Consider the following 25,682-nt stretch of genomic DNA (forward strand, 5'->3'; position numbering starts at 1 on the left):
TAACAAAGTTCATTGTTATTATCTCAACTTGTTTGCCATTCTGGCAAAGGGAACTGTCCAGTAAAACTAATAATGTGATACCGGACACCAATATATTAAAGTCGTGTTTGTGAAAAAATCCTCCATATCTTCCAGAAATACCGTAATGTTCTTGGTATAAGCGCAATAAAGGCTGGAAGATATCCTTGAAAACGCGATATCTTCCAGCCTATCTTCCAGCCTTAACCTTTCATCTCCCAGCTAAATTCTGAATTATGCTGTTTGTGATTAAGTTTGTGTGGAGTTGTTTGATCTTTATAGTTGGCAACTTGTTATCTTAGCCTTTCAATCTGCGGCACACTAATTATACCTCTGCTGAAGTGCAGCAGTCCGTCGGCTTGCATGGCGTTGAGCGCTTCCGATACGTTGAGGCGACTAATGCCGAGTTCTTGTGCAAGTCGCGTCATCTTTATGCGCAACACCTTTGCGCCGGTAGGGTAGAGGCAGTGCGACTTCAGGAAGAACACGATGCGACTCCTTGTGTCAGCCGGCATCGGACGCCATAGTTTGCTCTCCGCTTTTTGTGCTATTGCGGAGACGATGTTAAGAAGATTGATACGGAAAATGATAAATTCGTCGGAGATGTGCATAAGGTCGCTCTGTCCGATCTCCACCGTGTTGCTTTCGCCAATGGACGTAAACGTGCGTGTATAATGCTGCGAAAGACCCATGAAATGCTCCAACTGAATGATGTACGGAGCCTTTATATATTCCTCTATCGAGTAGCCGTGGTCGTCGGCGTAAGCGATAGTCTTTACGTCGCCACTCAATAGAATGGCGACGTTATCACATTTCTCTCCCTCCTTTTTTATTATATCGTTCTTGCCGAATTTCTTGAAGCTGAACTTCGTCTGACCGATAATTTGCATGAGGTTGTCGCTTGTGAGACCCTGGAACAATGGTATCTCGCGAAGCTTGTCGTAGAGATTAAGCATTTACTTCTGAATCTTGTCCTCCATAGACGGCGAATACCATACCTGTAGGTTGCCCTTGTCGTCGCTGTAGATGAGATACGCCATCAGTTCAGGATGCTTTTCGAGCACATTCTTCGCCTTCTCCATGCCCATCACCATGAATGCCGTAGCATAAGCGTCGGCTTCTGCGCAGCGCTTTGCGAGCACCGTTGCCGAGAGAATGCTGTGCTGCACGGGATAGCCCGTAGCAGGGTCGATAGTGTGCGCATATTTCTTGCCGCCACGATAGTAGAAGTTGCGGTAGTTGCCGCTTGTCGCCATTGCGCGATCCTTCACGTTGAGCACGGTCTGCAACTCGTTGTTCACGTTCAGCGAGTCGTCCGACGGCTTCGTCACGCCAATCTTCCACGGCAGACGCTTTTCGCTGATGCCGTGCGTAACCACCTCGCCGCCAATCTCCACCATATAGTTCTTTATGCCGCGCTTTTCGAGCAGACGCGCCACCACATCGCAGCCGTAGCCCTTAGCAATAGCGCTGCAGTCGAGCATTACGCGCGCATCTGTCTTCGTGATGCGATGGTTCACGAGCTTCACCTTCTTGTAACCTACGATAGCACGCAGCGAGTCTACCGTCTGCTTCGTCGGCGGATTGCCCGTCTTGAAGCCGAATCCCCATGCGTTCACAAGCGGTGCCACCGTTATGTCGAACGCTCCGTCGGTGTTGTCAGAGATTTTCTCAGCCAGATTAAACACACTCTCGAACATCTCGTTCGTTTCCACGTTCTCGCCGCGATTGATGTGCGAGATAATCGACTCCTTGTTGAACATCGACAAAGCGTTGTCCACCTTCTGCAGTTCTGCGAGAATGTCTGTCTGAATAGAAGAGTCGTTCTGATAAGTGATGTGATAGAACGTGCCGAATATCTGTCCCTCATCGTGCTGATAAGGCATGCTACGCTGTTGTCTTACAATATATATTGTTCCGATAATGAGGAACACGAGTAATGGCAATCGCCACAAAAGTTTTTTGTTTGTCATATACTAAATCTCAAAGATTATGTTGAAAGTGCCGCCCAGTCGACTGCCACCTTGCTTGCCGTAGCCCGGCACATACCAAGTCTTTCCGATGTTGCCGTCGTCGTGAGCGATACGTCTGCGATAGCGCACCGACCAGCCCAGACGAAGCGGACCAGCTATCTTCGCGTCCACGCCGAACACAGCCTCCATCCAATGATAGTTGGCCTTCATGCCCTTCACGTTGTAGTCTACGTCGTCGCCCCAGACCGGATCTTTCAGTCCGTTGCCCACGACGTCGAACTTATAGTAAGTCATGGCATAGCGTGCGCCGGCATACACGCGGTAAGCGTCGTGTTTGTTCTTCGCTATGTTGAAGTCCATGCCCACACGCCAGTATGGCGCCGACGTCTTGTACTTAAGATTTGTCGTCGGGTTGTCAGAGTCTGCCGTGCCGTATCCCAGCTCAAACACCGGAAAGTAGCGGTCCTTTAGGTTGATGCGCAGCGCCGCCTCGTACTGTCCGTAGTCGCTGAACGCCAGTTGTGCCAGTCCCACCACGTCAGCCGACACCGCCACGCCGCGGAAGAACGCCACCGTGTCCTTCTGTGCCGTCAGCTTCTTATCCGCCGTAGCATCCTTTCTGCTCTGCGCCGTCGCCGTCGTCACCGCAATCAGCAACAGACTAATTGCTATGACCCTTGAAACGAATGAGGAAGTGCGCTTTACCGTCATTGTATGTTACCTTATTATAGTTTATCGTTATGTTTTCAATCGCCTCCGTGGTGAACTTCACGTCCGTGATGGTGTGAAAGAACTGCGGGTTGCAGTCGACCGACTCGAAGTGCGGGTTATTTTCCTTCGTCACCCATACCGTGTCCGTTGTGCTCACGTTGCTGTCCTTCTGCTTTATGCCGAAGACATACACATCCACCGCACGCTGATAGCTCATCGGCAGCGCGATGCTGTCGAAGCCAGCGAGTCGGTTGATTATCACGGTGTCGTCGTCCTTGTAGTCGGCAGCGCGCGGCACAGCCACTGTCAGCGTGTCCTCCATCGTCTTCATGCCGGCGTCGAGTCTGAACGTGGCATACACGCGGTTGTTCAGCGGACAGTCGATAGACGAGCACGCAGCCAGCACGAACAGCGCCACCATAGCGATGGCTGTCGTTATTGTTGTTGTTCGCATTTTGTCTGAAAGTTTGTTTATTGCTCGCAGCGCAGCGTCTTCTCAATCTGATAGTCGTTGCGGTTCTGCGACGAGCGGCTCACAAGGTCGCCGATGAATCCGGCGAGGAAGAACTGTGTGCCAATCATCATCACGGTGAGTGCGATGAAGAAGTAAGGCGAGTCGGTGATGAGTCGCTGCGGAATGCCGTGAGCCAGGCACCAGAGCTTGTCTGCGCCCAGTGCTACCACTGAGAGGAAACCGAGGAAGAACATCAGCGTGCCGAGGAAGCCGAACACGTGCATAGGCTTTCTGCCGAAACTTGAGAGGAACCACAGCGTGATAAGGTCGAGATAGCCGTTGAAGAAGCGGTTCCAACCCATGAACTTCGACTTGCCGAACTTGCGTGCCTGATGGTGCACCGGCTTTTCGCCTATCTTGTCGAAGCCTGCGTTCTTGGCAAGATAGGGAATGTATCGGTGCATCTCGCCGTACACCTCGATATTCTTCACAACATCCTTGCGGTAAGCCTTCAGTCCGCAGTTGAAGTCATGCAGATTATGAATGCCGCTCACCTTACGTGCCGTAGCGTTGAAGAGTTTCGTAGGTATAGTCTTCGAGAGCGGGTCGCCCTGCTTGCGGTTCTGCTTGTATCCGCTCACGAGGTCGTAGCCCTCATCCTTAATCATGTGGTAGAGAGCCGGTATCTCGTCGGGCGAGTCCTGCAGGTCGGCGTCCATTGTGATTACGACGTCGCCCTGCGCCTCTTTGAAACCGCAGAATAGCGCCGGACTCTTGCCGTAGTTGCGGCGGAACTTGATGCCTTTTACTGTCGTCGACTTTTGCGAGAGACCCTCTATTACGTTCCACGAGTTGTCGGTGGAGCCGTCGTTTACGAAGATCACCTCGTATGTGAAGTTATTTGCCTTCATCACGCGTTCTATCCACGCGTAGAGTTCGGGGAGCGATTCCTCCTCGTTGAACAAAGGAACTACTACTGTTATATCCATTGTGATGTTGTGATGTTGTTATGTTGAGGTGTTGAGGTGTTGAGATATGATGTTGTTATGTTGAGGTGTTGAGATATGAGGTGTTGTTATGTTGAGATGGTGAGGTGTTGAGATATGATATTTAATATCTGTTTCTTTTTCCGATAAGCGCAATCGGCAGACTTACAATAGCGCCGATGGCGAGATTCTGCATCATGAACATGAACGCCCAATGCACCGGGGTGATCATCGTCACTACGTCCATGCTGTTCTTTATCTCCGTCTTCGATATGCCCTGCTGCTCGTAGATAGGCGCCAGCTGCTTCATCGTTGTGGTGATGAGATTGGCGAACGCGCCATTGTCCAAGAACTGGAAGTAGGCGTACTGCACCAGTGCGAACACCAGCGAAGCGTAGATGAACACATAGAGCGAATAGGCGTAGGCGCGGCGGAACGATATCACGCCGAAGAGCGCCTCCGTGCGGAACGCCTTCAGTCTGTAGCCTACGAGGAACGGCGTAGCCAGAGCTAAGATATTGCCGATGAAACCCGCGTTGAGCAGCATTATACATGCGAAGCTTGCTGCCCACAACAGTGCGAGCAGCAAGGCATCCTGGCGTGCGAACGCCTTCAGTTGTACAAGATGATTGATGTTTATCATTAGCGCATCACCTTAAATATGTTCTTACCCTGCTTCACTACGTATACGCCGTGCTGCGCATCGCCCGTTACCACTCTGCCGCTGAGGTCGTACATGGTGTAGGGCTGAGCGGGGTCGAATGTGCCCTGCGTGCCCTCAGCCACGCTGCCTATAGCCGTAGCCGCGCTGCCCTTCACACCGGTGAGCGCAATGTCGCGCACCTCCCATGTCGGAGCCTCGCTTGTGGTGCTTGTATAGTGGAACACGATATTAATCTTCTTGCCAGCCCAAGCGCTGAGGTCTATATCGCCCGAGTCGACGAAACTCCAGCTGTCACCCGTAGGCCATGTGAAGCCCTCGAGCTTCGTCGTCTTGCCCTCGCAACGCACCTCCACGCTGAGCTTCTCGCTTGGTTTCTGCGCGTAGTTCACCGCATGACTGAACGAAACCGTAGCCTCCTTGTATCCGCTGAGGTCAATCTCCGGCGTCACCATCGAACTTTCAGCCGCATACTTCGTAGCATACTTGTTAGAACCCTCCTTGATAGCGCCCGTGCCCTTCCATCCGAACGAGCTTGTGCGCTCCCAAACCTCTGCGCCCTCCTTCGGGTGGAGTGTGGTCTCGATGGTGCATCCGCCGTCTGTAGACTTGTAGCTTGCCAGGTAGATACACATCATGCTATTCTCCGGCACCACCTGCTTCGTCACAACCGTTGTAGCCGGGTCGAACTCGTAGCTGATGCTGTCTCCCCAGATGTACTCCATGAGGTTAGGAAAGTCGATGAACGGGTTGCGGTTGCCCTGAATGCTGTACACGATGTTGTTGCGCTTAGCCTCCAGGTCGCTCACGGGGTCTTGCTTAGCCCACTTGATGTAGAGGTCAGACGCCCACTTCTGCAGCGTAGGATAGTCGCCCGTCTCAAGCGAGTTCAAGCCCTCCTTCACCCACTTGTAGTCCTGATAGCATGTAGCCATGTAGAGGTATGCACGAGCGAAGTCGCCCTGCCACTCGGGGTAAGGCTGCCACAGCTTCTTGCCGCTGTTGCCCGTGCCCACCTTTATCACGCCGTTGTCGTACGTCGCCTTTGTCACCACGCCCATGCCGTAGTTGCTCTTCGTAGAGTTAGCCTTGGCGTCGCTCGGCATGAGGTTGTAGAGGTCTTTGTATGCCTGGCGCTGCTCGCCTCCCCACCAACTCTTCGGGAACGAGTGCTCGATGTTCATCGAGCTGCACGATTCGCCCCATGCTCCGAACTCCACCTTCTCCGGCGAGTAGCGGTCTATTACGTATCCGTTGTCGTTATCTGTGAGGTAGAAGCCCCACCATGTGGCAGCCTTGCCCTTGCCGTAGCTGAGCACGGTAGCCTCTTTGATGATGTTGTGGACGGCGGTCTTCAGTTCGGCGCCCTTCTTTCCCTTCAGCGCGTCGTAGTAGCCCTGCGGAATCTGTGCCGAAGCAGTCAGAGCGTACACCGTAGCGACAACCATCATCACCAAAGCCTTCAATTCTGTTCTCTTCATTTGTGTCTCCTTCAAAAATCTTTATGTTTTTAAAACGTTTCTGCGCAGCAAAGTTAGCACATTTGGCTGAAACCGCTATATAAATAATGTGTAAAAATGCTTAACCCTCGCATTACGTTTCTATTTCGTAATCTCGCCGCAGATGCTTCTGCCCATGAGGTTGCGTATCACGCGCGGGTCCTTGTAGTGAGCCTGCAGGAACATGAGCTTCGTGATGGCGCTCTCCACGGTGCTGTCGCCGCCGCTCACCACGCCTGCGTCCTGCAACTGGAAGCCCGTGTCGTAGCGACCCATCTTCACGAATCCAGCCACACACTGGCTGATGTTCACAATCGTCACGCCGCGCTGCGTAGCGTCCTTCAGCAGACGCGTGAGCCACGGCTTCTGCGGAGCGTTGCCGCTGCCGAAACTTCTCATCACGATGCCGCGCAGCTCGGGTGCGTCGAACATGTGGCGCGCTATGTTCTCCTGAATGCCTGGGAAGAGCGAGAACACTACCACGTTCGGGTCCATAGCCATGTGCGGAATCATCGGCTTCGTGTAGTCGGGCTTCAAGATGTAGTGGGGATTGAAGTGGAACTCCACGCCCGCCTCGCACAGGTGCGGATAGTTGAACGAGTTGAAGGCGTTGAATCCGTCGGCGCTCTCCTTTGTACTGCGGTTGCCGCGCAGCAGTCGGCCGCTGAAGTAGATGCACACCTCCGGCACCATCGGGCGCCCGTCCTCGCCGAACGCCGACGCCAGTTCGATACTCGTCAGCAGGTTCTCCTTGCCGTCGGTACGGAGCTGTCCGATAGGCAGCTGCGAACCGGTCAGAATCACAGGCTTCGTGAGGTTCTCGAGCATGAACGAGAGCGCCGATGCCGTGTACGACATAGTGTCGGTGCCGTGCAGCACCACGAATCCGTCGTATTTGTCGTAGTTGTCGGCTATGATGCGTACAAGCTGAGCCCATCGACGCAGGCTCATGTCCGATGAGTCGATAGGAGGAGTGAACTGATAAGTGTCTACGTCCGTCTGCAGAAGTGCAAATTCGGGAAAGTTCGACAGTAGGTGGTCGAAGTTGAGCGGCTCAAGAGCCCCCGTCTCACGGTTGCATCCCATGCCGATAGTGCCACCGGTGTATATCAATAACACCTTGTTAAGTCGTGGGCTTGCTTGTTTGTTATTCATAATGTTCTAAGGCTAATGACACCCGCAGAAAAGAGCAATGAAAGATGGAACACGCTACGTTTCAGCACATGCCATGTTATTATCCGACAAAATTAAATAAAATTTGCGACAAAACCCCTGCTTCTCCCATGTTTTTTTACAAAGTGATGGCGTTTGTTGCAATTAGTGGGGTGTATCCAGCCTCGGTTTGTGTCATCGTGTCGCGTTCGGTGTCCGATCGGGTTGCGTTCGCCGTCCGATTGGGTTGCGTTCGCCGTCCGATCGGGTTGCGTTCGCCGTCCGATCGGATTCCGTTCGGGTGACGATGGGGTAGCGTAGGGCGGTCGATTGTACTTTGTTGCATTATTCTGTGAAATGTATAAGCAAAAAACTTGTCAGTGTCAGAAATATGTAGTATTTTTGCAGTCGATATTTAAACAAAAGACTGAATAATTGTTATGAAGAAATTATTGTTTCCGATAATTATAGCGACAGTAGTGGTTCTCCTCAGCGGTTGTGCTGCAGCGAGGAAGGTTCCTTATTTCAAGAATATCGACTCTATCAACCTTGCCGCTTCGAGAGGTTTGTACGATGCTCGTATCATGCCTAAGGACTTGCTCTCCATCGCCGTCGTAACGTCCGACCAGGAGACGTCTCGTCCGTTCAACCTCTTCGCCAATATGCCTACCGCCAACGGTGGCAGCTCGGGCAGTATAAACAGCACCGTGCAGCAGTATCTCGTCAACAACGACGGCGAGATCAATTTCCCCGTTATTGGCAAGCTGCATGTCGTAGGACTCACCAACTCTGAGTGCGAGAAGCTTATCTTTGATAAGGTGAAGCCATATTTCTCTGAGAACGAAAACCCCGTAGTCACAGTGCGTCTTTCGAGCTACAGAGTGGTTATTGCCGGCGCTGTCAAGTCGCCGGGCGTGGTTCCCGTCACCAACGAGAAGATGAGCATCATGGAGGCTATCGCTCAGGCAGGCGACCTCACCATCTTCGGCAAACGCGACAACGTGCTCCTCATCCGTGAGGGTGTCGACGGACAGAAAGAGGTTCATCGTCTCAATCTGAACGATGCCAACCTCATCAACTCTCCTTACTATTACGTTCAGCAGAACGACTACATCTACGTAGAGCCTAACAAGGTTGAAGCCAACAATGCTTATGTTGGTGCTACTACCTCTTTGTGGATGTCGTTCCTTGGCATTGGCTTGTCGTTGACAGGTCTACTTATCGGTATTTTGAAATAATGTATATATATAAGCGTCGGGCTATTTGTCTTGGCGCTTAATTTTTACCCTTACAACAGTAATCTTCAATAGAAACACAACAAAAATAGAAGCATCGTGGAACCGTTGAAACATGAATGTGGCGTGGCAATGATACGATTGCTCAAGCCGCTCGAATACTATCAGGAGAAGTACGGCACGTGGATGTTCGCACTCAACAAGCTCTATCTGATGATGGAGAAACAGCACAACCGCGGACAGGAAGGTGCCGGAATGGCATGCGTGAAGTTCGATGGAATGCCCGGAACGGAATACATGTTTCGCGAGCGCGCAGAAGGCAAGGATGCCATCACCGAGATATTCGGACGCGTACAGAAAGAGTACGCCCGACTCTCGCCCGAACTGCTCGCCGACGCCGAGTTCGCAAAGAACCATCTGCCCTTCGCCGGACAACTCTACATGGGACACCTGCGCTACTCCACGACCGGAAAGAAAGGACTCGCATACGTCCATCCTTTCCTGCGCCGCAACAACTGGCAGGCTAAGAACCTCTGCATCTGCGGCAACTTCAATATGACTAATATCGACGAGATATTCCAGCAGATGCTCACGCAGGGCATGTTCCCGCGCATCTACAGCGACGGATATACTCTGCTCGAACTGATGGGCCACCGCCTTGACCGCGAAGCCGAACGCAACTTCGTTGACGCCAAGAAGCTCGGACTCGAAGGCATGGACATCACCAGATATATAGACAACCACATGGACATGGCGAACGTGCTGCGCACCACGATGCCCAACTTCGACGGCGGCTACGTGATGTGCGGACTCACCGGCTCGGGCGAGATGTTCTCTATGCGCGACCCGTGGGGCATACGCCCGGCGTTCTACTATAAGAACGAAGAGTTCGTAGCCGTGGCGTCCGAGCGCCCCGTGCTGCAGACTACGTTCGACCTCGAATGTGAAGACATAAAGGAGCTGCAGCCCGGCAACGCGCTGCTCGTGAGCCGTAGCGGAGAGGTGCGCATGGAGCGCATACTCGAACAGCGCGGCGACTCGGCTTGCTCGTTCGAACGCATATACTTCAGCCGTGGTTCAGACCGCGACATCTACCGCGAGCGCAAAAAGCTCGGCGAACAGCTCGTGCCGCAGGTGCTCGAAGCCGTTGGCGGCGACATCAGCCACACCGTGTTCTCGTTCATACCGAACACAGCCGAAGTGGCTTACTACGGACTGCTCTCGGGCTTCAAGAAGTGTCTCAACCGCCAGAAGGTGCAGCAGATACAGCAGCTCGACCACGAGCCGACAGACGAAGAGCTGCACGCCATTCTCGACACGTACGTGCGCTCCGAAAAGGTGGCGATAAAGGACATAAAGCTGCGCACATTCATCACCGAAGGCAACTCGCGCAACGACCTCGCGTCGCACGTCTACGACATAACATACGGATGTATTGAGCCGGGCGTGGACAACCTCGTGGTTATCGACGACTCAATCGTGCGCGGTACGACGCTCAAGGAGAGCATCCTGCGCATCCTCGACCGCCTCCACCCGAAGAAGATTGTCGTCGTGTCGTCGGCTCCGCAGATACGCTACCCCGACTACTACGGCATCGACATGCCGCGTCTGGAGGAGTTCTGCGTCTTCCGCGCCACTATCGAGCTTATCCGCGAGCGCGGCATGAACGACCTGCTGCAGCGTGTCTACGAGGCGTGCAAGCTCGAACTGCTCAAGCCCAAGGACATGATGCGCAACTGCGTACGCGACATATACAAACCATTCTCTACCGAGGAGATAAACCAGAAAGTGGCTGAGATGCTCCGACCGGAAGGTCTGAAGACACCGGTCGAACTCGTGTTCCAGTCGATAGACGGACTCCACGAGGCTATACCCAACCACCACGGCGACTGGTACTTCACAGGCAAGTACCCCACGTCCGGCGGAACAAAGCTCTGCAACCAGGCGTTCGTCAACTACATCGACCGACAGAAGTAGGACGCCGTGCCCGGCTACATACGCAGCAGCTTGGCATCTGTAGCATTGTGGAAACTAAGTAGAAAAGACGTTTTGTGGTTATACGGCAGCCTGCGAACGCTGCAACAACCATGAACAAACACGCCCTGAAAGGGCAAAAGGATAATTAGAAAATTGACTTTTGCGCTTTCAGGGCGTATGTGCGCGATAAAACAAACAACGAAATATAAAAATTCGAGAAGATATAAGTATGAGAAATGTAACTTTAGTATTGGAAGACGGAACCAAGTTCCACGGAAAGTCGTTCGGTTATGAAGCACCGGTGGCTGGCGAGGTAGTTTTCAACACTGCTATGATGGGCTACCCAGAGTCGCTCACCGACCCTTCGTACGCTGGACAGCTTATGACACTGACCTATCCGTTGGTTGGCAACTATGGTGTACCGCCGTTCACAGTAGAAGAGAACGGTCTGCCTACATTCATGGAGAGTGACAAAATCTACGCTTCGGCTATCATCGTGGCTGACTACAGCGAGCAGTACTGCCACTGGAATGCCGTAGAGAGTCTTGCAGAGTGGCTCAAACGTGAGCACGTGCCCGGCATCACCGGCATCGACACACGCGAGCTTACTAAGGTGCTGCGCGAGCACGGCGTAATGATGGGTAAGATTCTCTTCGACGACGAGCCGGAGAACATACCTACAGCCGAGTATGCTGGAGTTAATTTCGTCGACAAGGTGAGCTGCAAGGAGATCATCCGCTACAACGAGGGCGCAGAGAAGAAGGTGGTGCTCGTCGACTGCGGCGTGAAGGCTAACATCATCCGCTGTCTCATCAACCGCGGCTGCGAGGTTATCCGCGTGCCTTGGAACTACGACTATACCGACATGGAGTTCGACGGTCTGTTCCTCGCTAACGGTCCTGGCGACCCAGATATGTGCGAGGATGCCGTGAAGATCATCCAGAAGCAGATGAGCCTCTCAGACAAGCCAATCTGTGGCATCTGCATGGGCAACCAGCTCCTCGCTAAGGCAGCAGGCGCTCATATCTACAAACTCAAGTACGGTCACCGCTCACACAACCAGCCGGTGCGCATGGTTGGCACAGAGAAGTGCTTCGTAACATCGCAGAACCACGGCTACGCCGTAGACGCAAAGACGCTCGGCGCCGATTGGGAGGAGCTCTTCGTAAACATGAACGACGGATCGAACGAGGGCATTCGCCACAAGTCGAAGCCTTGGTTCTCAAGCCAGTTCCACCCGGAGGCTTGCTCTGGTCCGGTAGACACAGAGTTTATGTTCGACAAGTTCGTAGAGGCTATGAACTAACTGAAGAGTTGTAGAACGAAAAGTGAAATAATCAGAATGTTTAAGTTTCGTGTTTTAGGGCTGTAGCCCGATAAAACATCAAACATTAATCATTAAACATCAGAATAAATGAAAGACGAAAATATAAAGAAAGTGTTATTGCTCGGTTCGGGTGCCTTGAAGATTGGCGAAGCGGGCGAGTTCGACTACTCTGGTTCGCAGGCGCTTAAGGCTCTGCGCGAAGAGGGTATAGAGACAGTGCTCATCAACCCGAACATCGCAACAGTGCAGACATCTGAAGGCGTTGCCGACCAGATATATTTCCTTCCCGTTCAGCCTTACTTCGTAGAGGAAGTGATAAAGAAGGAGCGTCCTGACGGCATCCTCCTCTCGTTCGGCGGACAGACAGCGCTCAACTGCGGCGTTGAACTCTACCGCAACGGCATCCTCGACAAGTACAACGTGAAGGTGCTCGGTACACCGGTGCAGGCTATCATCGACACCGAGGACCGCGAGCTCTTCGTTGAGAAGCTCGACGAGATAGGCGTTAAGACTATCAAGAGCGAGGCTTGCGAGAACATGGAGCAGGCACGCAAGGCGGCTGCCGAACTCGGCTACCCGGTCATCATCCGTGCTGCTTACGCTCTCGGCGGACTCGGCTCTGGCTTTGCTGACAACGAGGAAGAACTCGTGAAAATCGCTGAGAAGGCATTCTCGTTCTCTCCGCAGGTGCTCGTCGAGAAGAGTCTCAAGGGCTGGAAGGAGATAGAGTACGAGGTAGTGCGCGACCGCTACGACAACTGTATCACAGTCTGCAACATGGAGAACTTCGACCCGCTCGGCATCCACACCGGCGAGTCTATCGTTATCGCTCCGTCGCAGACACTCACCAACTCTGAATATCACAAGCTGCGCGCTCTCGCTATCAAGATTATCCGCCACATCGGCATCGTCGGCGAGTGTAACGTGCAGTACGCCTTCGACCCGCAGTCGGAAGACTACCGCGTAATCGAGGTGAACGCTCGTCTGAGCCGTTCTTCTGCTCTCGCTTCTAAGGCTACGGGCTATCCGCTCGCCTTTGTTGCGGCTAAGCTCGGCATGGGCTACGGCTTGTTCGAGTTGAAGAACTCTGTGACAAAGACCACATCTGCATTCTTCGAGCCGGCACTCGACTACGTTGTCTGCAAGATTCCGCGTTGGGACCTCTCTAAGTTCCGCGGCGTAGACAAGGAGCTTGGCTCTTCAATGAAGTCGGTAGGCGAGGTGATGGCTATCGGCCGCAACTTCGAGGAGGCTATACAGAAGGGTCTGCGCATGATCGGTCAGGGCATGCACGGATTCGTTGAGAACAAGGAGCTTGAGATTGAGGATATCGACGCTGCTCTGCGTGAGCCGACCGACAAGCGCGTGTTCGTCATCTCTAAGGCTATGCACAAGGGTTATACCGTCGACCAGATTCACGAACTTACAAAGATCGACAAGTGGTTCCTCGAGAAACTCCAGCACATCATCGACATCGATGAGGCTATGAAGAAGTGCAACATCAACACTCTCGACAAGGAACTCCTGCGTACGGCTAAGGTATACGGCTTCACCGACTTCCAGATTGCACGCGCCGTAGGTCTTGAGGACGAGCTCAAGTCGATGCGCAAGGCGTCGCTCGTCGTGCGCAACCGTCGTAAGAACTACGGCATCCTGCCGGTTGTTAAGCAGATTGACACCCTGGCTGCCGAGTATCCTGCACAGACCAACTATCTGTACGTAACATACGCTGGCGTCAAGAGCGACATCACCTTCGAGAACGACAAGCGTTCTATCATCGTGCTCGGTTCGGGTGCTTACCGCATCGGTTCTTCTGTAGAGTTCGACTGGTGTGGCGTTCAGGCTCTCAACACTATCCGCAAGGAGGGCTACCGCTCGGTTATGATCAACTATAACCCCGAGACCGTGTCTACCGACTACGATATGTGCGACCGTCTCTACTTCGACGAGCTCACCTTCGAGCGTGTTATGGATATCATCGACCTCGAGCAGCCTAACGGCGTGATCGTATCTACCGGCGGTCAGATTCCTAACAACCTCGCTGTGCTCCTCGACGAGCAGCACGTGCCTATCCTCGGTACAAAGGCTCAGGACATCGACAACGCTGAGGACCGTGCGAAGTTCTCGCAGATGCTCACCAACAACGGCATCAACCAGCCTGAGTGGAGCGCCCTCACAAGCATGGATGACATCGACCGCTTCATCGAGCGTGTGGGCTTCCCGGTACTCGTTCGTCCGTCGTACGTGCTCTCTGGCGCTGCCATGAACGTATGCTCTAACGAGGACGAGCTGAAGCGATTCCTGCAGCTTGCGGCTAACGTGAGCGAGGACCACCCGGTTGTTGTGAGCAAGTTCATCGAGCATGCTAAGGAGATCGAGATGGATGCTGTGGCAAAGAACGGCGAGGTTATCGCTTACGCTATCTCTGAGCACATCGAGTTCGCCGGCGTTCACTCTGGCGACGCTACCATCCAGTTCCCGCCGCAGAAGCTCTATGTAGAGACCGTGCGCCGCTGTAAGCGTGTAGGTCGTCAGATTGCTAAGGAACTGCACATCAACGGTCCGTTCAACATCCAGTTCATGGCTCGCGACAACGATATTCTCGTTATCGAGTGCAACCTCCGCGCTTCGCGTTCGTTCCCGTTCGTGAGCAAGGTGCTCAAGATCAACCTCATCGAGCTTGCCACACGCGTTATGCTTGGCTTGCCGGTTGAGAAGCCGAGCAAGAACCTCTTCGACCTCGACTATGTTGGTATCAAGGCTTCGCAGTTCTCGTTCAACCGTCTGCAGAAGGCAGACCCGGTGCTCGGCGTAGACATGAGCTCTACCGGTGAGGTAGGCTGCTTGGGCGACGACACCAACACCGCTCTTCTCAAGAGTATGCTCTCTGTAGGCCATCGCATCCCGAAGAAGAACATCCTTCTCTCTACCGGTGGCGCTAAGCAGAAGGTGGCTATGCTCGACGCTGCTAAGATGCTCATCGACCACGGCTACAAGCTCTATGCTACGGGCGGCACAAGCAAGTTCCTCAACGAGAACGGCATCGAGAACACACACGTGCTCTGGCCGTCTGAGGAGGGCGACGAGCCTAAGGCTCTCGACTTGCTGCACAACCACACTATCGACATGGTTGTGAACATTCCGAAGAACCTCACAAGCTCTGAGCTTACCAACGGCTACAAGATTCGCCGTGCTGCCATCGACCTCAACGTGCCTCTTATCACGAACGCACGCCTCGCAAGCGCATTCATCTATGCGTTCTGCACAACTAAGCTTGAGGACATCGGCATCAAGTCTTGGAGCGAGTATTAATATAGGAGGCTGCGGCATTCTTGCCGTAGCCACTTAGCCTATTAGAAGACTACCTTTAGGGGGTGCAGCGGTCTCCGCTGCACCAACCCAGCAATCCTGTGTTAGGAACTGCCCTCTTTAGGGGGTGCAGCGGTCTCCGCTGCACCAACCAAGCAATCCTGTCTTAGGAATTTATTGCTGGGTGGAGAGTATATAAAAACGGATTTATCTGTTTGCGCAGCTTTGCAGCTAACCACAAACAGATAAATCCGTTTTTTGTTTCTATACAAATGCAGGATTACTTCAGTTTCTTTATAACCCTTGCCGGATTGCCCACCGCAACCGAATCTTCGGGTATATCCTTCACCACAACGCTGCCTGCGCCGATGATGCTTCGGTCGCCGATGGTTACGCCGGGGCATACAATGACGCCGGCACCCAGCCAGCAGTCCTCGCCGATTGTTATCGGATAGCCCGTCTCTACAGTCTTTCTGCGCTGCAGATAGTCGATAGGGTGGTTGGGCGTTACAAGCTGGCAGTTAGGACCAATCAGCGTGTGAGCGCCGATGGTTATCAAGCCCGAGTCGAGCATCGTGCAGTTATAGTTTATGAAGACATTCTCGCCGAGCTTTATGCCGTTGCCATGGTCGCAGTGGAACGGTGGGTTAACGGTTGTAGATGCCGGGATGCCAGGTATAAGTTCTTCGATAACCTCGCGATAGTCGGCATCCAGCGACGTCATCGTCTGCAAGCGTCTGCAGAGCCGGTTAGCATGTTTTATGCTTTCCATCGTTTCTGCATCACTGAAGTCGTACAACTCGCTGTTGCGCATTTTCTCAAATTCAGTCATAAGCGTTTTCTTAATTCGTTGTTTCGAGTGCAAATTTATATCAAGCAGTCGAAACATGCCAATAATGTAACCATTGATTTAGGCATAATTAACACAGACGCACAGGTATAATCCCCGTAATTCATACTCCTTTTCTTGCTGCATATCCATAAAATTTATAAATTTGTGCGTTATAAACTTAATGATTAATTATTCACTAATATCCTATTTCTATGGTTAAATGGTCACGAATAAAGACTCTGTTAATACTTTCATTGCTTTTCTTGTTTGTGACTAATGTGTCGGCAAGATCTGCGGAAAGCATTAGTGCGGTTAAGTATGTCTTATGCTCGGATCATAATGTTATTGAACGGAGCTTCGGTACTTCTCTTGAAATATACACAGGCGTGAATAAGTTGCAATGGGAATTCAATGAGAATTTGGTTGCTACAGACGATGCTTATGCTTATATTGTCAGTGGTGATGAAGTATTTGCAAAACAGAAACTGCATACATATAAAGTGCCTTGTGACAAGTTCTTCATAGAGTTCGAGGATGGACTCGATTTGCCTGTCGGTAAGACGTACAGGGCTGTTATACCCGCTGGCTTGCTTTATAGAAACGGCGACCCTGCAACTGCTGATGAAGAAGCTGCGGTAGAAATTCGTGTATGCGACACTTTCGATAAGGCAGACGACAAGTATTTTGACCTTTATAATAATAATTTTTCAACGGCACAGTCGTTCCTCTTCAAGTTCTATTTGTATGTATGGGCTTTTGACGATGCAGAGATGTCGCTTTTGCGTAATGGCATAGAGATAATGCGCTTTACGGCAAAAGAGAGGTTCGGCGATTTTGATTTAGGATATGTGGAAGGCACGTTCGGTAAAGAACTCAACTTTGAGAAAGGCATGTGTTTTTCGTTCGTGTTGCCGAAGGGCAGTGTGCATTCTGAGCGTGAGGATATTGTGAATAAGGAAGTTCGAAAAGATTTCGTGGGCAAATATCATAGTACGTTCGCCCCGATAGAATATGAGTCGTGTAGCGTTGCCGGTGCTTCTGCGCTTACTGCCCTTGACGAGGTGAACGTAATGTATACCACACCAGTGCAGCTCGCTCCGAATGCACGCCTGCAGTTGGTTGATGCTGACGGTAATGTGCTGAAAGAGGCCACAGCCGTGCTTTCGCATAACGACAAGGCATATAGTGTTGATGCCGACTTTGCTGGTTTTCCTCTCAATGACTCTGATAGCTATGCGCTTTGCATTCCTGAGGCTACGGTTGTTGGTAGCGGTTCTGACATTACTGTCAATCAGCGCACACTCGTGCCAATCAAAGGTGGCGTAGTGTCTGTGGAATGTGCCAACCGCAAGCAGCCTTTAGTGTCTCTGTGCGGTTCAACTCTCAGCATATCTAACGCGTCTGTTGGCGACCGCATTGTTGTTTATGACGCTGCAGGCATAATAATTCTGCGTATAACGGTTACGGCTACAGATATGCAGCTGCCGTTGCCACAGCGTTCGCATGGCGTGTATATTGTGAAACTGAATGGCACGGCATATAAAGTAAATATGGTGTATACGAATGTTGCACCGCAGTATTACAGAAACAATCCGAAATAGAACCAACAAAAGATGAAGAAAAGCGAACTATATAAATATGTGCTCGACTACTTCCGCGGCATCCATCCAGAAGTGACAACCGAACTGGAGTTTGGCAGCGTGTTCCAGCTGCTCGTTGCCGTTGTGCTCAGCGCGCAATGCACCGACAAGCGTGTCAACCAGGTGACGCCCGAACTCTTCGCCCACTATCCCGACGCACGCTCTATGGCAGAAGCCGACGAGTTTGAGGTGTACGAATACGTGAAGAGCGTGAGCTATCCCAACGCCAAGGCTCGCCACCTCGTAGAACTCGCTCGTATGATACAGAACGAGTACGGGGGCGAGGTGCCGCACGACTTCGACAGTCTGCTGCGCTTGCCAGGCGTAGGTCGTAAGACGGCTAACGTGATGCTGGCTGTGGCGTTCGGCGAGGCTGCGATGCCCGTCGACACGCATGTGTTCCGTGTGAGCCACCGTCTCGGACTCGTGCCGCGCACGGCTGACACGCCGCTGAAGGTGGAGCAGCAGCTCGTGAAGCACATTCCTGCTGACGACCTTGCGAAGGCACACCATTGGCTGCTACTGCACGGTAGATACATCTGCACAAGCCGCAAGGCGCACTGCGAGAAGTGCGAGTTCAAGGCAGTGTGTCCAAGCTCTACGTGCAAGTGATATTTTCACGACCACTGCATATAGAAACCTACTGACCGAACAATGAAATTCAACGGCAAACTACAGCTCCATACCTTCCTTCGCATCGCAATATGCCTGCTCGTTGGCATCTGCATCGGCGATGCGACGGCAGACGCTGTGCCCGTTGCGCTGTGGCGGTGGCTGTTCGTAGGTCTGCTCTCGCTACTTGTTCTGCTGCACATGAGCAAGCGCCTCGAAATGATGCAGACGTTGCTGATCTTCAGCATTGTTATAGTGGGCGGAGCGTGGCGCATTGCATCTTACGAGAACAGTCTGCGCTGCGCATTCACGGGCGAAGAAGAAGTGTACGAGGCGGTTGTCGTGTCGCAACCTATCAAGAAGCGACGCTCTATGAAATGCGAGCTTGCCGTTGTGAGTGGGCGACTCGCAGGACATAGGCTGAACGCTTATTTTCAGAACCCTAATTCGTTGAACCACATTGTTGTAGGCGACGGCATCGAGGCTCAGTCGGTGTTCAGCGGTTTCGATGACACATACGCACAGCGCGGCGGTTTCGACTGGCGCAGACAGCGCATGGTGCGCGGCATCGTGGCTCGTACGTTCGTCGCCTCGGACAAGTGGAAACGTGCGGAGGTGAGCCTCGAAGCTATGCCGCGAATCGACCGCCTCGCTCTCTCGCTGCAATCGCTGCGCTACGACCTGCTCAGCCGACTGCAGGGTAGCGCCCTCTCCGAAGATTCGTACGCCACTATTGCGGCAATGACCCTCGGCGACAAGACCGGTGTCAGCGCCGAGCTACGCGATACGTATTCGAAGGCAGGCGTGTCGCACGTGCTCGCCCTCTCCGGACTACATCTCGGCATCATCTACGCCATGATTGCACTGCTGCTCGGGCGCCGTCGCAACACGATGGGCGGACTGCTCGTAACGCTTCTCCTGGTCTGGACCTTCGCCTTGATGGTGGGCATGTCGCCGGGCATAGTGCGTTCGGCAGCGATGTTCAGCGTCTACGCCTCAATGACCTTTCTGCAGCGCGACTATCTCACGGCGAACAGCCTCGCCCTTGCCGCAAGTGTGATGCTCCTGGCGAGTCCGGCGATGCTGTGGGACGTCGGCTTTCAGATGTCGTTCTTGGCTGTGATGGGCATCGTGATATGTCATGTGCTGCTCCGCAACAACCGCTTCTACGTGCGCTATGCTCACCGCCGATTCGTCGGCAAGCTCGTCTCGCTTGTGTGCATTTCGCTCGCCGCCCAACTCTTCGTGCTGCCGCTGGTGATGTACTACTTCGGCAATGTGCCTTTCTATTTCCTTCTGGCTAACATCGTCGCCGTGCCGCTCACCACCTTTATCATATATGCCGCCATGCTCTTGTTTGTGCTCTCACCGTTGTGTTGGTTTGCTGCGTGGATGACGGTCGTTTGGAAGTGGCTGGCGAGTGGAGTGGGGTGGGTTGTAGCGCAGATGAACACTCTGCTTAAGGTTATCGCCTCACTGCCCGGTGCAAGTGCTGAAGGTGTGTATATCAGTGCTTTACAGCTCTCGCTGATGTATGTCTTGATTGTGGCTCTGGTCGGCGTCTGGCGCTACGGACAACAGATGTACGACTCGATGCATGGAAAATTTAAAAGTGAGGATGATCTTAAAAAGCTGAGAATAAAAAGTAAAAAAGTAAAAGAGTAAAAATGGGGTTAAAGTTTGCGAAAATAAAAAGTTTTGTCTATCTTTGTAGAAGATAGACTGCACCTCGGCAATTAAAGCAAGCTTTATTGCGCTCGGTTTGCACTATCTTTGCATATAAACGAATAGACAGGAATTTATGAAACCGGATGGTACTAATTCTTTATCTTGGTCGTATGTCTTTGTGCATCATAGCAAAGTGAGGAAGGTGGAAGCAAGGCTGAACGCCGACAACGTACCCCACTTTGTGCATAAGACCGTGCGCTATTACAAGAAGCGGGCGAAGCATGGCGTGCAGCGTCAGGAACTGCAGACCGTCAGCGGACTCGTCTTTTTGCAAGGCAATCCAAAAGAACTACAAGAATATCTAAACTGGAATTTTCCACATACCTATCTCTGCAAGAACTGCAGTACGGGCAAGGCGGCTGTGATACCCGATTCGCAGATGCAACCCTTCATGCGCATCAACGAAACGGAGCCCGATCGTATCCGTTTCCTTCTTAAGCCTTTCCATTATTATGCTCGCAACCGCATCCTCCTCCGCATCACCTCTGGCGACCTGGCAGGACTCGAAGGTTACGTCATTCGCATCGACCGCGACCGTCGTCTTATCATGGATGTCGGTGGCATGAGTGTGGCTATCGCCGGTGTGCATGCTGAGCATTTTGAGGAGGTCGATCAGACTGGCAGTGCAACCCTCGACGGCTCACCGTTCTACGAACGTAACCTCCATGAGCGTGAGGCACTTATCGACCGCTTTTTTCATCCCGTAAAGACCACAAAGGACGTCGCCCCACAAGCCGCGAACATCGACTATCTGCGCAATTATGTACTGACGGAGCTTTCGCAATACCGGATGCTCCCCGCCGAGGCATGGCTCATCCTCAGCTTCATCATCAAGGAGATTGGCTACTACTACGCCCCCTCCTTCGAAAAGCTCCAGCGCCATCTCGCCCCAATTATGCATGCTGGCACACAAGTTCTTCAGGAGATGCAGCGCCTCATTGATAGCGAGCCGACGGAAGAAACACGCAACAGATACCAGACCGAACAGCAGGAACTGCTGACCACCTACGGCTATCTGTTCATGGACTCTGATATTGCGTAGTTCATCCTTCGATCTGACGTGTCTGTACGCATCTGTCTTTGGAAGCTATTTGTACTTGGATTCTGATAGGTCTAAGTGCGCTTATTCGTTCCGAAAAACTCTGAAACTCAAAAAACTACGAAATAACGCCGTCCGATTCAAATAAAATGACTACCTTTGTGACTTAAGAAGTCTCTTTGCAAGAGACCGCATCAAATTGAATGGTATTTATGAACGCTATATCATTTTCAACTACTAGACGATTGCAACCATTACGTATGGTTGCAGCCAACGACATAAAGTAGAAAAGAATTTATGAAACCGGATGGTACGGATTCTTCTTCTATCGCCAACGAGAACCCCGCTTCTCCCAACGGCACCACGTTCCTGAGCCAGACGATAAGACTGGTTCAGAGGTAGAGAAGTATCCGTAAGTGAACAATAAAAAACTTTAACCATGAAACTAAAAATAAGAAATATCAATAAAATCAAATCAGCAGACATAAAACTTGATGGTTTGACTGTAATTGCAGGAGCAAACAGTTCTGGCAAGAGCACTGTGGGCAAACTGCTGTTTTCGATGATTAAGTCGCAGTCGAATGCTGAATACCTAAACCATCAAAGCAAAGAAGCAAAACTACGAAAACGAGTAGAAGAATTATATAAGCGAGCTAATCGTTGTTTTTCAAGATATGACGATGCCGAGTTTGCAGAACTCTTCCCTCTTCCTACTTCATTATTTACAGCACCATTAGTAGGCGCAACTGATAAAAGCGAAGTAGAACAGCACCTATCCGACATTGAGGCATGGATAAATGCCAAAGACATATCACCCCGAATAAAATCTTTATTCCGACAAGACATTGATAATATCAGTATCGCACTTGGTGATAGCAAGGCTGCCGACATCGCTTCAGAGGTTCGGGTATTTATCGAGTCTGAGTTCATGAACAGAATTTGTTCATGTGGAACAACAGAGTCAGAGGCTGTTCTTGAATACGACGACAACTTAAATTTCCTGACCTTAAAATTTATAGACGACTCAATCAAACACGTTACCTATGATGGTGATGAGTACCTAACTGATGCCACATATGTAGAGTCACCTCTATATCTCCATATACTTGACACGTTATTGTATGCGGCCACGTATCAAGAATATCAGAAAAAACAAACGATGTCTTTCCGTGGTATGGTACCAATACATATAAAAGATCTTGCCAACAAACTATATACTTTACAGTTGGTTTCTCCAGAAAGAAAACTTGCAAGCGAATACGGACTAACAGATATTATGGGTGGACATTTTGCTTTTGATGTCGATAGCAAAGCGCTTAAGTTTGTTAGTGATAATATGGGAATAGACCTTTCGCCCATTAATATCGCATCAGGAATCAAGTCTTTTGGTGTTATTCAGATGCTTCTTGAATCTCAGATTATTGATAACGACAAGATATTAATATGGGATGAGCCTGAGAACCATTTACACCCTCAATGGCAAATCATTTTTGCAGAAACACTTGTAAAGTTAGCAAAACATGGTATTCCAGTCATTATCAGCACTCATAGTCCATACTTCGTTCAAGGTATACGCTACTTTTCTGCCGTACACTCATTAGAGCCTTATACAAATTATTACCTTGCAGAAGAAGAACCTAAAAGCAAATTGTCTGTAGTTAAGGATGTTACTAAAGACCTTAACCTGGTGTTTAGCAAACTTGCTGCTCCTCTCAACGATATAATGAATGTTGACCAAGCACGTCGTAATAGAGAAGAAAAATGACACCGATAGAACTTTACGAATTTCTTCGTTCTCAATACTCAGACTTTGAAGTCGATTCTATTTGTCAAATAGAGAAAACTTGCAAACGAGTCGGCTTATGTACGGACAAACAGGGACTCCACGTTATTGATTTCGATAAGCTAAAGGACACATATTATAATAAAGTTACTCAAAAGCCAGCTTCTGTTGATGCAGTTTGCTTGGGTAACCTTCAGAAATATTTCTGTTTCGTAGAGCTAAAGGGATGGCGTAACTACATGTTATACTTAGAGAAACAAAAAAGAAATATTGAAGAAACAGCAAAAGAATATAATTTATCCGGAAAACTCAAAGATAGCCAAAGACTTTGTTGTGAATTAACGTCCGATAACGATCTCTTTTCCGATATGCCCATCGTCTTTTTACTTGTCACCGACATTGATGTTAATAAAAACGGCATAGATAATTTCAGCTACAATCTTAATGCCCTCGCATCAACATCAACAGTCATCTATTCTGAATGCATCACTAAATCCCGCAAAACACTCAATTCAGAAATCTACATCCAGCATGATTATATATGTTGCAAGGATTTTGATGAGCATATGAAGAACTTGTAATATTAGTTGATCGCTTCATTACCAAATGAGGGATGTGGCGCATTTTTAATAAAAATAGTTTATTTAAAGCAATAGCTATGGCAAAAATATTATTGATATTAGGCAATGGTTTCTGATGACGCCGCAATACTTGCTGATCTTTTAGAATATATGGCGAAAGAAATGAGGAAATAATAAATCGGAATAATATCAGTAACATTGATACAGCTAAGTTGCAAAATCAAATTGTTGTACTCTTGAAATCTCTTGTGAAGGACTGTATTCAATTGATTCAAAGAACGATTAGTCCACTTTAACTGTAGTGATAAAAGTATCTTCGCAGCAGTTTTTTACAGCATTTTCATTAAGCCAAGATTACAGAGCAAAGCTCGCTTTTGCTATGTCATGGCGAGGAATGTCTTGAACTCAATATAAAGGCATTTGTAAAAGTGCCTACATAAAGGGCTATGCCCTAAATTGAGTACTAACTTGAGTACTAATTAAATATTGTTTTGTTTTATGTCAAAGAACACTCATAATGCGATGCCATCACAAATTGGTACATTATACCAGTTTTATTATTTTATACAACAATGTCTTCGCTTGAGAAAAGGAGATGTTGTAGGATTTGAACGTTTGGACGACGTTGATTTAACAACTCCAGAAGAAAACGGATATTATCAGTTGAAACATACTACAAGAAAAGGAACTAATGGCTATAAAAATATGTCACCGAAAGACGCTGACTTTTGGAAGACAATACATGTGTGGATAGATTTGATAAACAATTCTGGGTCGAATATTAGCGAGTTTATCAATCATTGTCGTTTTATTCTTGTTACAAATAAGCGGTTGGATGACAATGGGTTAATTAATGATATAAAAGATTTACAAAACAGTAAGGTGACGATTTCTCAGATATTAGGAAAAATCAATAAAATGATAATTGAATCTGAGCAAAAATCGCAAGAAAAACAAGAAACATCTAAAGATGGTAAGCAACCGAAAGAAGTGGATTATGTGAAATGGATGCGTGAGGCAACGAATTTTGAACAACTAGGTATGTTGTTTGAAAATACTGTTTTTGAAGAAAGGTCTATTCAAGATATTCAGTCTGAAATATATGACATTCTCAAAAATGAAAAATTCGTTTGTGCATCAAATGTAGACAATTGTTTTTCTGAATTGTTGGGAGAAATGGTAAAAGAATGGGTGGTAAAAGGTTCTGCAGGAGGAAAATACTTATCATATACATCAGAGAGTTTCTGTCAGAGGTTTCACGCTATATTTGGAAAGTATCGTGTGGCAAAGTTAAATCTCATTAGGACTATTACAACATTTGATGCTAATCTGAAAGATAGCACGTTTATACATCAATTGTTGGATATTGATGATATACGTCCTGATGATAAGGAATTAATCGATGATTATATTTATAGAATGCTTGACTTCGAAAATTCTTTCAATACTTTTGATAGAAATCATGATATAACAGATGTTGATAAGGATAAATTTGATTACGATGTTATGTATCAATGGAGAGTTCGACATAAAAAAGGAAGACACAAATTGCCTAATGAAGATGATTTAGCTACTGCTCGTAGGGTACTTGATGACGTAAGAGAAGTCCGACTTAAATTAAGAAATGAAGAATTGGATGATTATTTTAGTAATGGATGTTTTTATTCTTATTCAAACATTCCTCTTATTGGTTGGCTTCAGAACTGGACTGAAAAATATTCAAAAGATGGACAGAGTATACAACAATGAAATTTTGGCAGCGTGCATTGTTATTGCCATTTTGAAAACAGGTATAACAGATATCACGTTGTTAACAGTTTGTCTGACTTTGGTAATGGATGACAAGTTACGTAACAAATATGTTGTAGGCGAGACTTTTCAAAGCTATGCAAAACGTATTGTAGCAAGTACAGATTCAAAGATCAACAATAAGTATAAGGATTACCTTATCTTATTTACCAATACTATAGTCATACTAAGCCAAAATAATGCAGTTGAGATAAATGGTAAAGACATTATTCTTACTGATATTGGTGGATCCATTTACTCACATAATATAATAGATATTCCATCAAATAGATTGAAGGATATATTGAAAGCTATACCGCATCTATGTAATAGTATAGCCAAGTGTGACATCAACCAAGTTTCCTATAAATAGAATA

At 49.5% G+C, this 25,682-nt stretch carries 22 protein-coding genes; 12 read left to right on the forward strand and 10 right to left on the reverse strand.

Going from position 1 to position 25,682, the window contains the following annotated elements:
• Positions 1-311: 311 nt before the first annotated feature.
• The 9 genes from KTQ90_RS09055 to KTQ90_RS09095 all read right to left on the reverse strand — a co-directional run bounded on the left by KTQ90_RS09055 (position 312) and on the right by KTQ90_RS09095 (position 7,800).
• Positions 312-974, reverse strand: coding sequence for a Crp/Fnr family transcriptional regulator (locus KTQ90_RS09055; protein ID WP_217318145.1), 663 nt, complete (start codon positions 972-974; stop codon positions 312-314).
• A complete protein-coding gene (locus KTQ90_RS09060) occupies positions 975-1,991 on the reverse strand; it encodes an FAD:protein FMN transferase (RefSeq protein ID WP_217318146.1) in 1,017 nt (338 codons plus the stop codon).
• Between the two features lie 3 nt (positions 1,992-1,994).
• Complete coding sequence (locus KTQ90_RS09065; RefSeq protein ID WP_217318147.1) at positions 1,995-2,702, reverse strand: DUF6048 family protein; 708 nt, start codon at positions 2,700-2,702, stop codon at positions 1,995-1,997.
• Complete coding sequence (locus KTQ90_RS09070; protein ID WP_217318148.1) at positions 2,653-3,156, reverse strand: DUF6452 family protein; 504 nt, start codon at positions 3,154-3,156, stop codon at positions 2,653-2,655. The genes KTQ90_RS09065 and KTQ90_RS09070 overlap by 50 nt, the downstream gene beginning before the upstream one ends.
• A 17-nt stretch (positions 3,157-3,173) precedes the next feature.
• The gene (locus KTQ90_RS09075; RefSeq protein ID WP_022157843.1) at positions 3,174-4,145 is read right to left on the reverse strand and encodes a glycosyltransferase family 2 protein; all 972 of its coding nucleotides are present in this window, start codon (positions 4,143-4,145) and stop codon (positions 3,174-3,176) included.
• A gap of 121 nt (positions 4,146-4,266) precedes the next feature.
• Positions 4,267-4,785, reverse strand: a complete 519-nt coding sequence (locus tag KTQ90_RS09080) for a DUF4199 domain-containing protein (protein ID WP_217318149.1) — start codon at positions 4,783-4,785, stop codon at positions 4,267-4,269.
• On the reverse strand, positions 4,785-6,284 hold the full coding sequence (locus KTQ90_RS09085) for an endonuclease (protein ID WP_217318150.1): 1,500 nt from the start codon (positions 6,282-6,284) through the stop codon (positions 4,785-4,787). The genes KTQ90_RS09080 and KTQ90_RS09085 overlap by 1 nt, the downstream gene beginning before the upstream one ends.
• Before the next feature lie 120 nt (positions 6,285-6,404).
• Positions 6,405-7,457, reverse strand: a complete 1,053-nt coding sequence (locus KTQ90_RS09090) for an asparaginase (RefSeq protein ID WP_217318151.1) — start codon at positions 7,455-7,457, stop codon at positions 6,405-6,407.
• Between the two features lie 136 nt (positions 7,458-7,593).
• Positions 7,594-7,800 carry a hypothetical protein gene (locus KTQ90_RS09095; RefSeq protein ID WP_217318152.1) on the reverse strand — a complete coding sequence of 69 codons (207 nt, stop codon included), beginning with the start codon at positions 7,798-7,800 and terminating at the stop codon, positions 7,594-7,596.
• Positions 7,801-7,894: 94 nt separating this feature from the next.
• Here KTQ90_RS09095 and KTQ90_RS09100 point away from each other — a divergent pair, with 94 nt between their 5' ends.
• The 4 genes from KTQ90_RS09100 to carB all read left to right on the forward strand — a co-directional run bounded on the left by KTQ90_RS09100 (position 7,895) and on the right by carB (position 15,305).
• Positions 7,895-8,692, forward strand: a complete 798-nt coding sequence (locus KTQ90_RS09100) for a polysaccharide biosynthesis/export family protein (protein ID WP_217318153.1) — start codon at positions 7,895-7,897, stop codon at positions 8,690-8,692.
• Between the two features lie 96 nt (positions 8,693-8,788).
• Positions 8,789-10,666: an amidophosphoribosyltransferase gene (locus KTQ90_RS09105; protein WP_217318154.1), complete on the forward strand. Its 1,878-nt coding sequence runs from the start codon at positions 8,789-8,791 to the stop codon at positions 10,664-10,666.
• 229 nt (positions 10,667-10,895) lie between these two features.
• The gene (carA, locus tag KTQ90_RS09110) at positions 10,896-11,972 is read left to right on the forward strand and encodes a glutamine-hydrolyzing carbamoyl-phosphate synthase small subunit (protein ID WP_022157849.1); all 1,077 of its coding nucleotides are present in this window, start codon (positions 10,896-10,898) and stop codon (positions 11,970-11,972) included.
• Between the two features lie 108 nt (positions 11,973-12,080).
• Positions 12,081-15,305 (forward strand): carbamoyl-phosphate synthase (glutamine-hydrolyzing) large subunit, encoded by a 3,225-nt coding sequence (gene carB, locus KTQ90_RS09115; protein WP_217318155.1) that lies wholly within the window; start codon positions 12,081-12,083, stop codon positions 15,303-15,305.
• Between the two features lie 277 nt (positions 15,306-15,582).
• Here carB and KTQ90_RS09120 read toward each other — a convergent pair whose 3' ends face one another.
• Positions 15,583-16,134 (reverse strand): sugar O-acetyltransferase, encoded by a 552-nt coding sequence (locus KTQ90_RS09120; RefSeq protein WP_022157851.1) that lies wholly within the window; start codon positions 16,132-16,134, stop codon positions 15,583-15,585.
• Between the two features lie 500 nt (positions 16,135-16,634).
• Between KTQ90_RS09120 and KTQ90_RS09125 the strand changes: the two genes are divergently transcribed.
• The 8 genes from KTQ90_RS09125 to KTQ90_RS09160 all read left to right on the forward strand — a co-directional run bounded on the left by KTQ90_RS09125 (position 16,635) and on the right by KTQ90_RS09160 (position 25,678).
• On the forward strand, positions 16,635-17,735 hold the full coding sequence (locus KTQ90_RS09125) for a hypothetical protein (protein ID WP_217318156.1): 1,101 nt from the start codon (positions 16,635-16,637) through the stop codon (positions 17,733-17,735).
• Between the two features lie 12 nt (positions 17,736-17,747).
• On the forward strand, positions 17,748-18,386 hold the full coding sequence (gene nth / locus KTQ90_RS09130; RefSeq protein WP_118355208.1) for an endonuclease III: 639 nt from the start codon (positions 17,748-17,750) through the stop codon (positions 18,384-18,386).
• A gap of 42 nt (positions 18,387-18,428) precedes the next feature.
• Positions 18,429-20,051 carry a ComEC/Rec2 family competence protein gene (locus tag KTQ90_RS09135; protein ID WP_217318157.1) on the forward strand — a complete coding sequence of 541 codons (1,623 nt, stop codon included), beginning with the start codon at positions 18,429-18,431 and terminating at the stop codon, positions 20,049-20,051.
• A gap of 136 nt (positions 20,052-20,187) precedes the next feature.
• Positions 20,188-21,156 carry a hypothetical protein gene (locus KTQ90_RS09140; protein ID WP_217318158.1) on the forward strand — a complete coding sequence of 323 codons (969 nt, stop codon included), beginning with the start codon at positions 20,188-20,190 and terminating at the stop codon, positions 21,154-21,156.
• Between the two features lie 436 nt (positions 21,157-21,592).
• Positions 21,593-22,918, forward strand: a complete 1,326-nt coding sequence (locus tag KTQ90_RS09145) for an AAA family ATPase (RefSeq protein WP_217318159.1) — start codon at positions 21,593-21,595, stop codon at positions 22,916-22,918.
• Positions 22,915-23,517 carry a hypothetical protein gene (locus KTQ90_RS09150; RefSeq protein WP_217318160.1) on the forward strand — a complete coding sequence of 201 codons (603 nt, stop codon included), beginning with the start codon at positions 22,915-22,917 and terminating at the stop codon, positions 23,515-23,517. Before KTQ90_RS09145 ends, KTQ90_RS09150 begins: the two co-directional genes overlap by 4 nt.
• 498 nt (positions 23,518-24,015) lie before the next feature.
• Positions 24,016-25,266: a hypothetical protein gene (locus KTQ90_RS09155; protein ID WP_217318161.1), complete on the forward strand. Its 1,251-nt coding sequence runs from the start codon at positions 24,016-24,018 to the stop codon at positions 25,264-25,266.
• The gene (locus KTQ90_RS09160; RefSeq protein WP_217318162.1) at positions 25,244-25,678 is read left to right on the forward strand and encodes a hypothetical protein; all 435 of its coding nucleotides are present in this window, start codon (positions 25,244-25,246) and stop codon (positions 25,676-25,678) included. The genes KTQ90_RS09155 and KTQ90_RS09160 overlap by 23 nt, the downstream gene beginning before the upstream one ends.
• Positions 25,679-25,682 lie beyond the last annotated feature (4 nt).

It is taken from the genome of Leyella stercorea (assembly GCF_019052365.1).
GTDB lineage: Bacteria > Bacteroidota > Bacteroidia > Bacteroidales > Bacteroidaceae > Prevotella.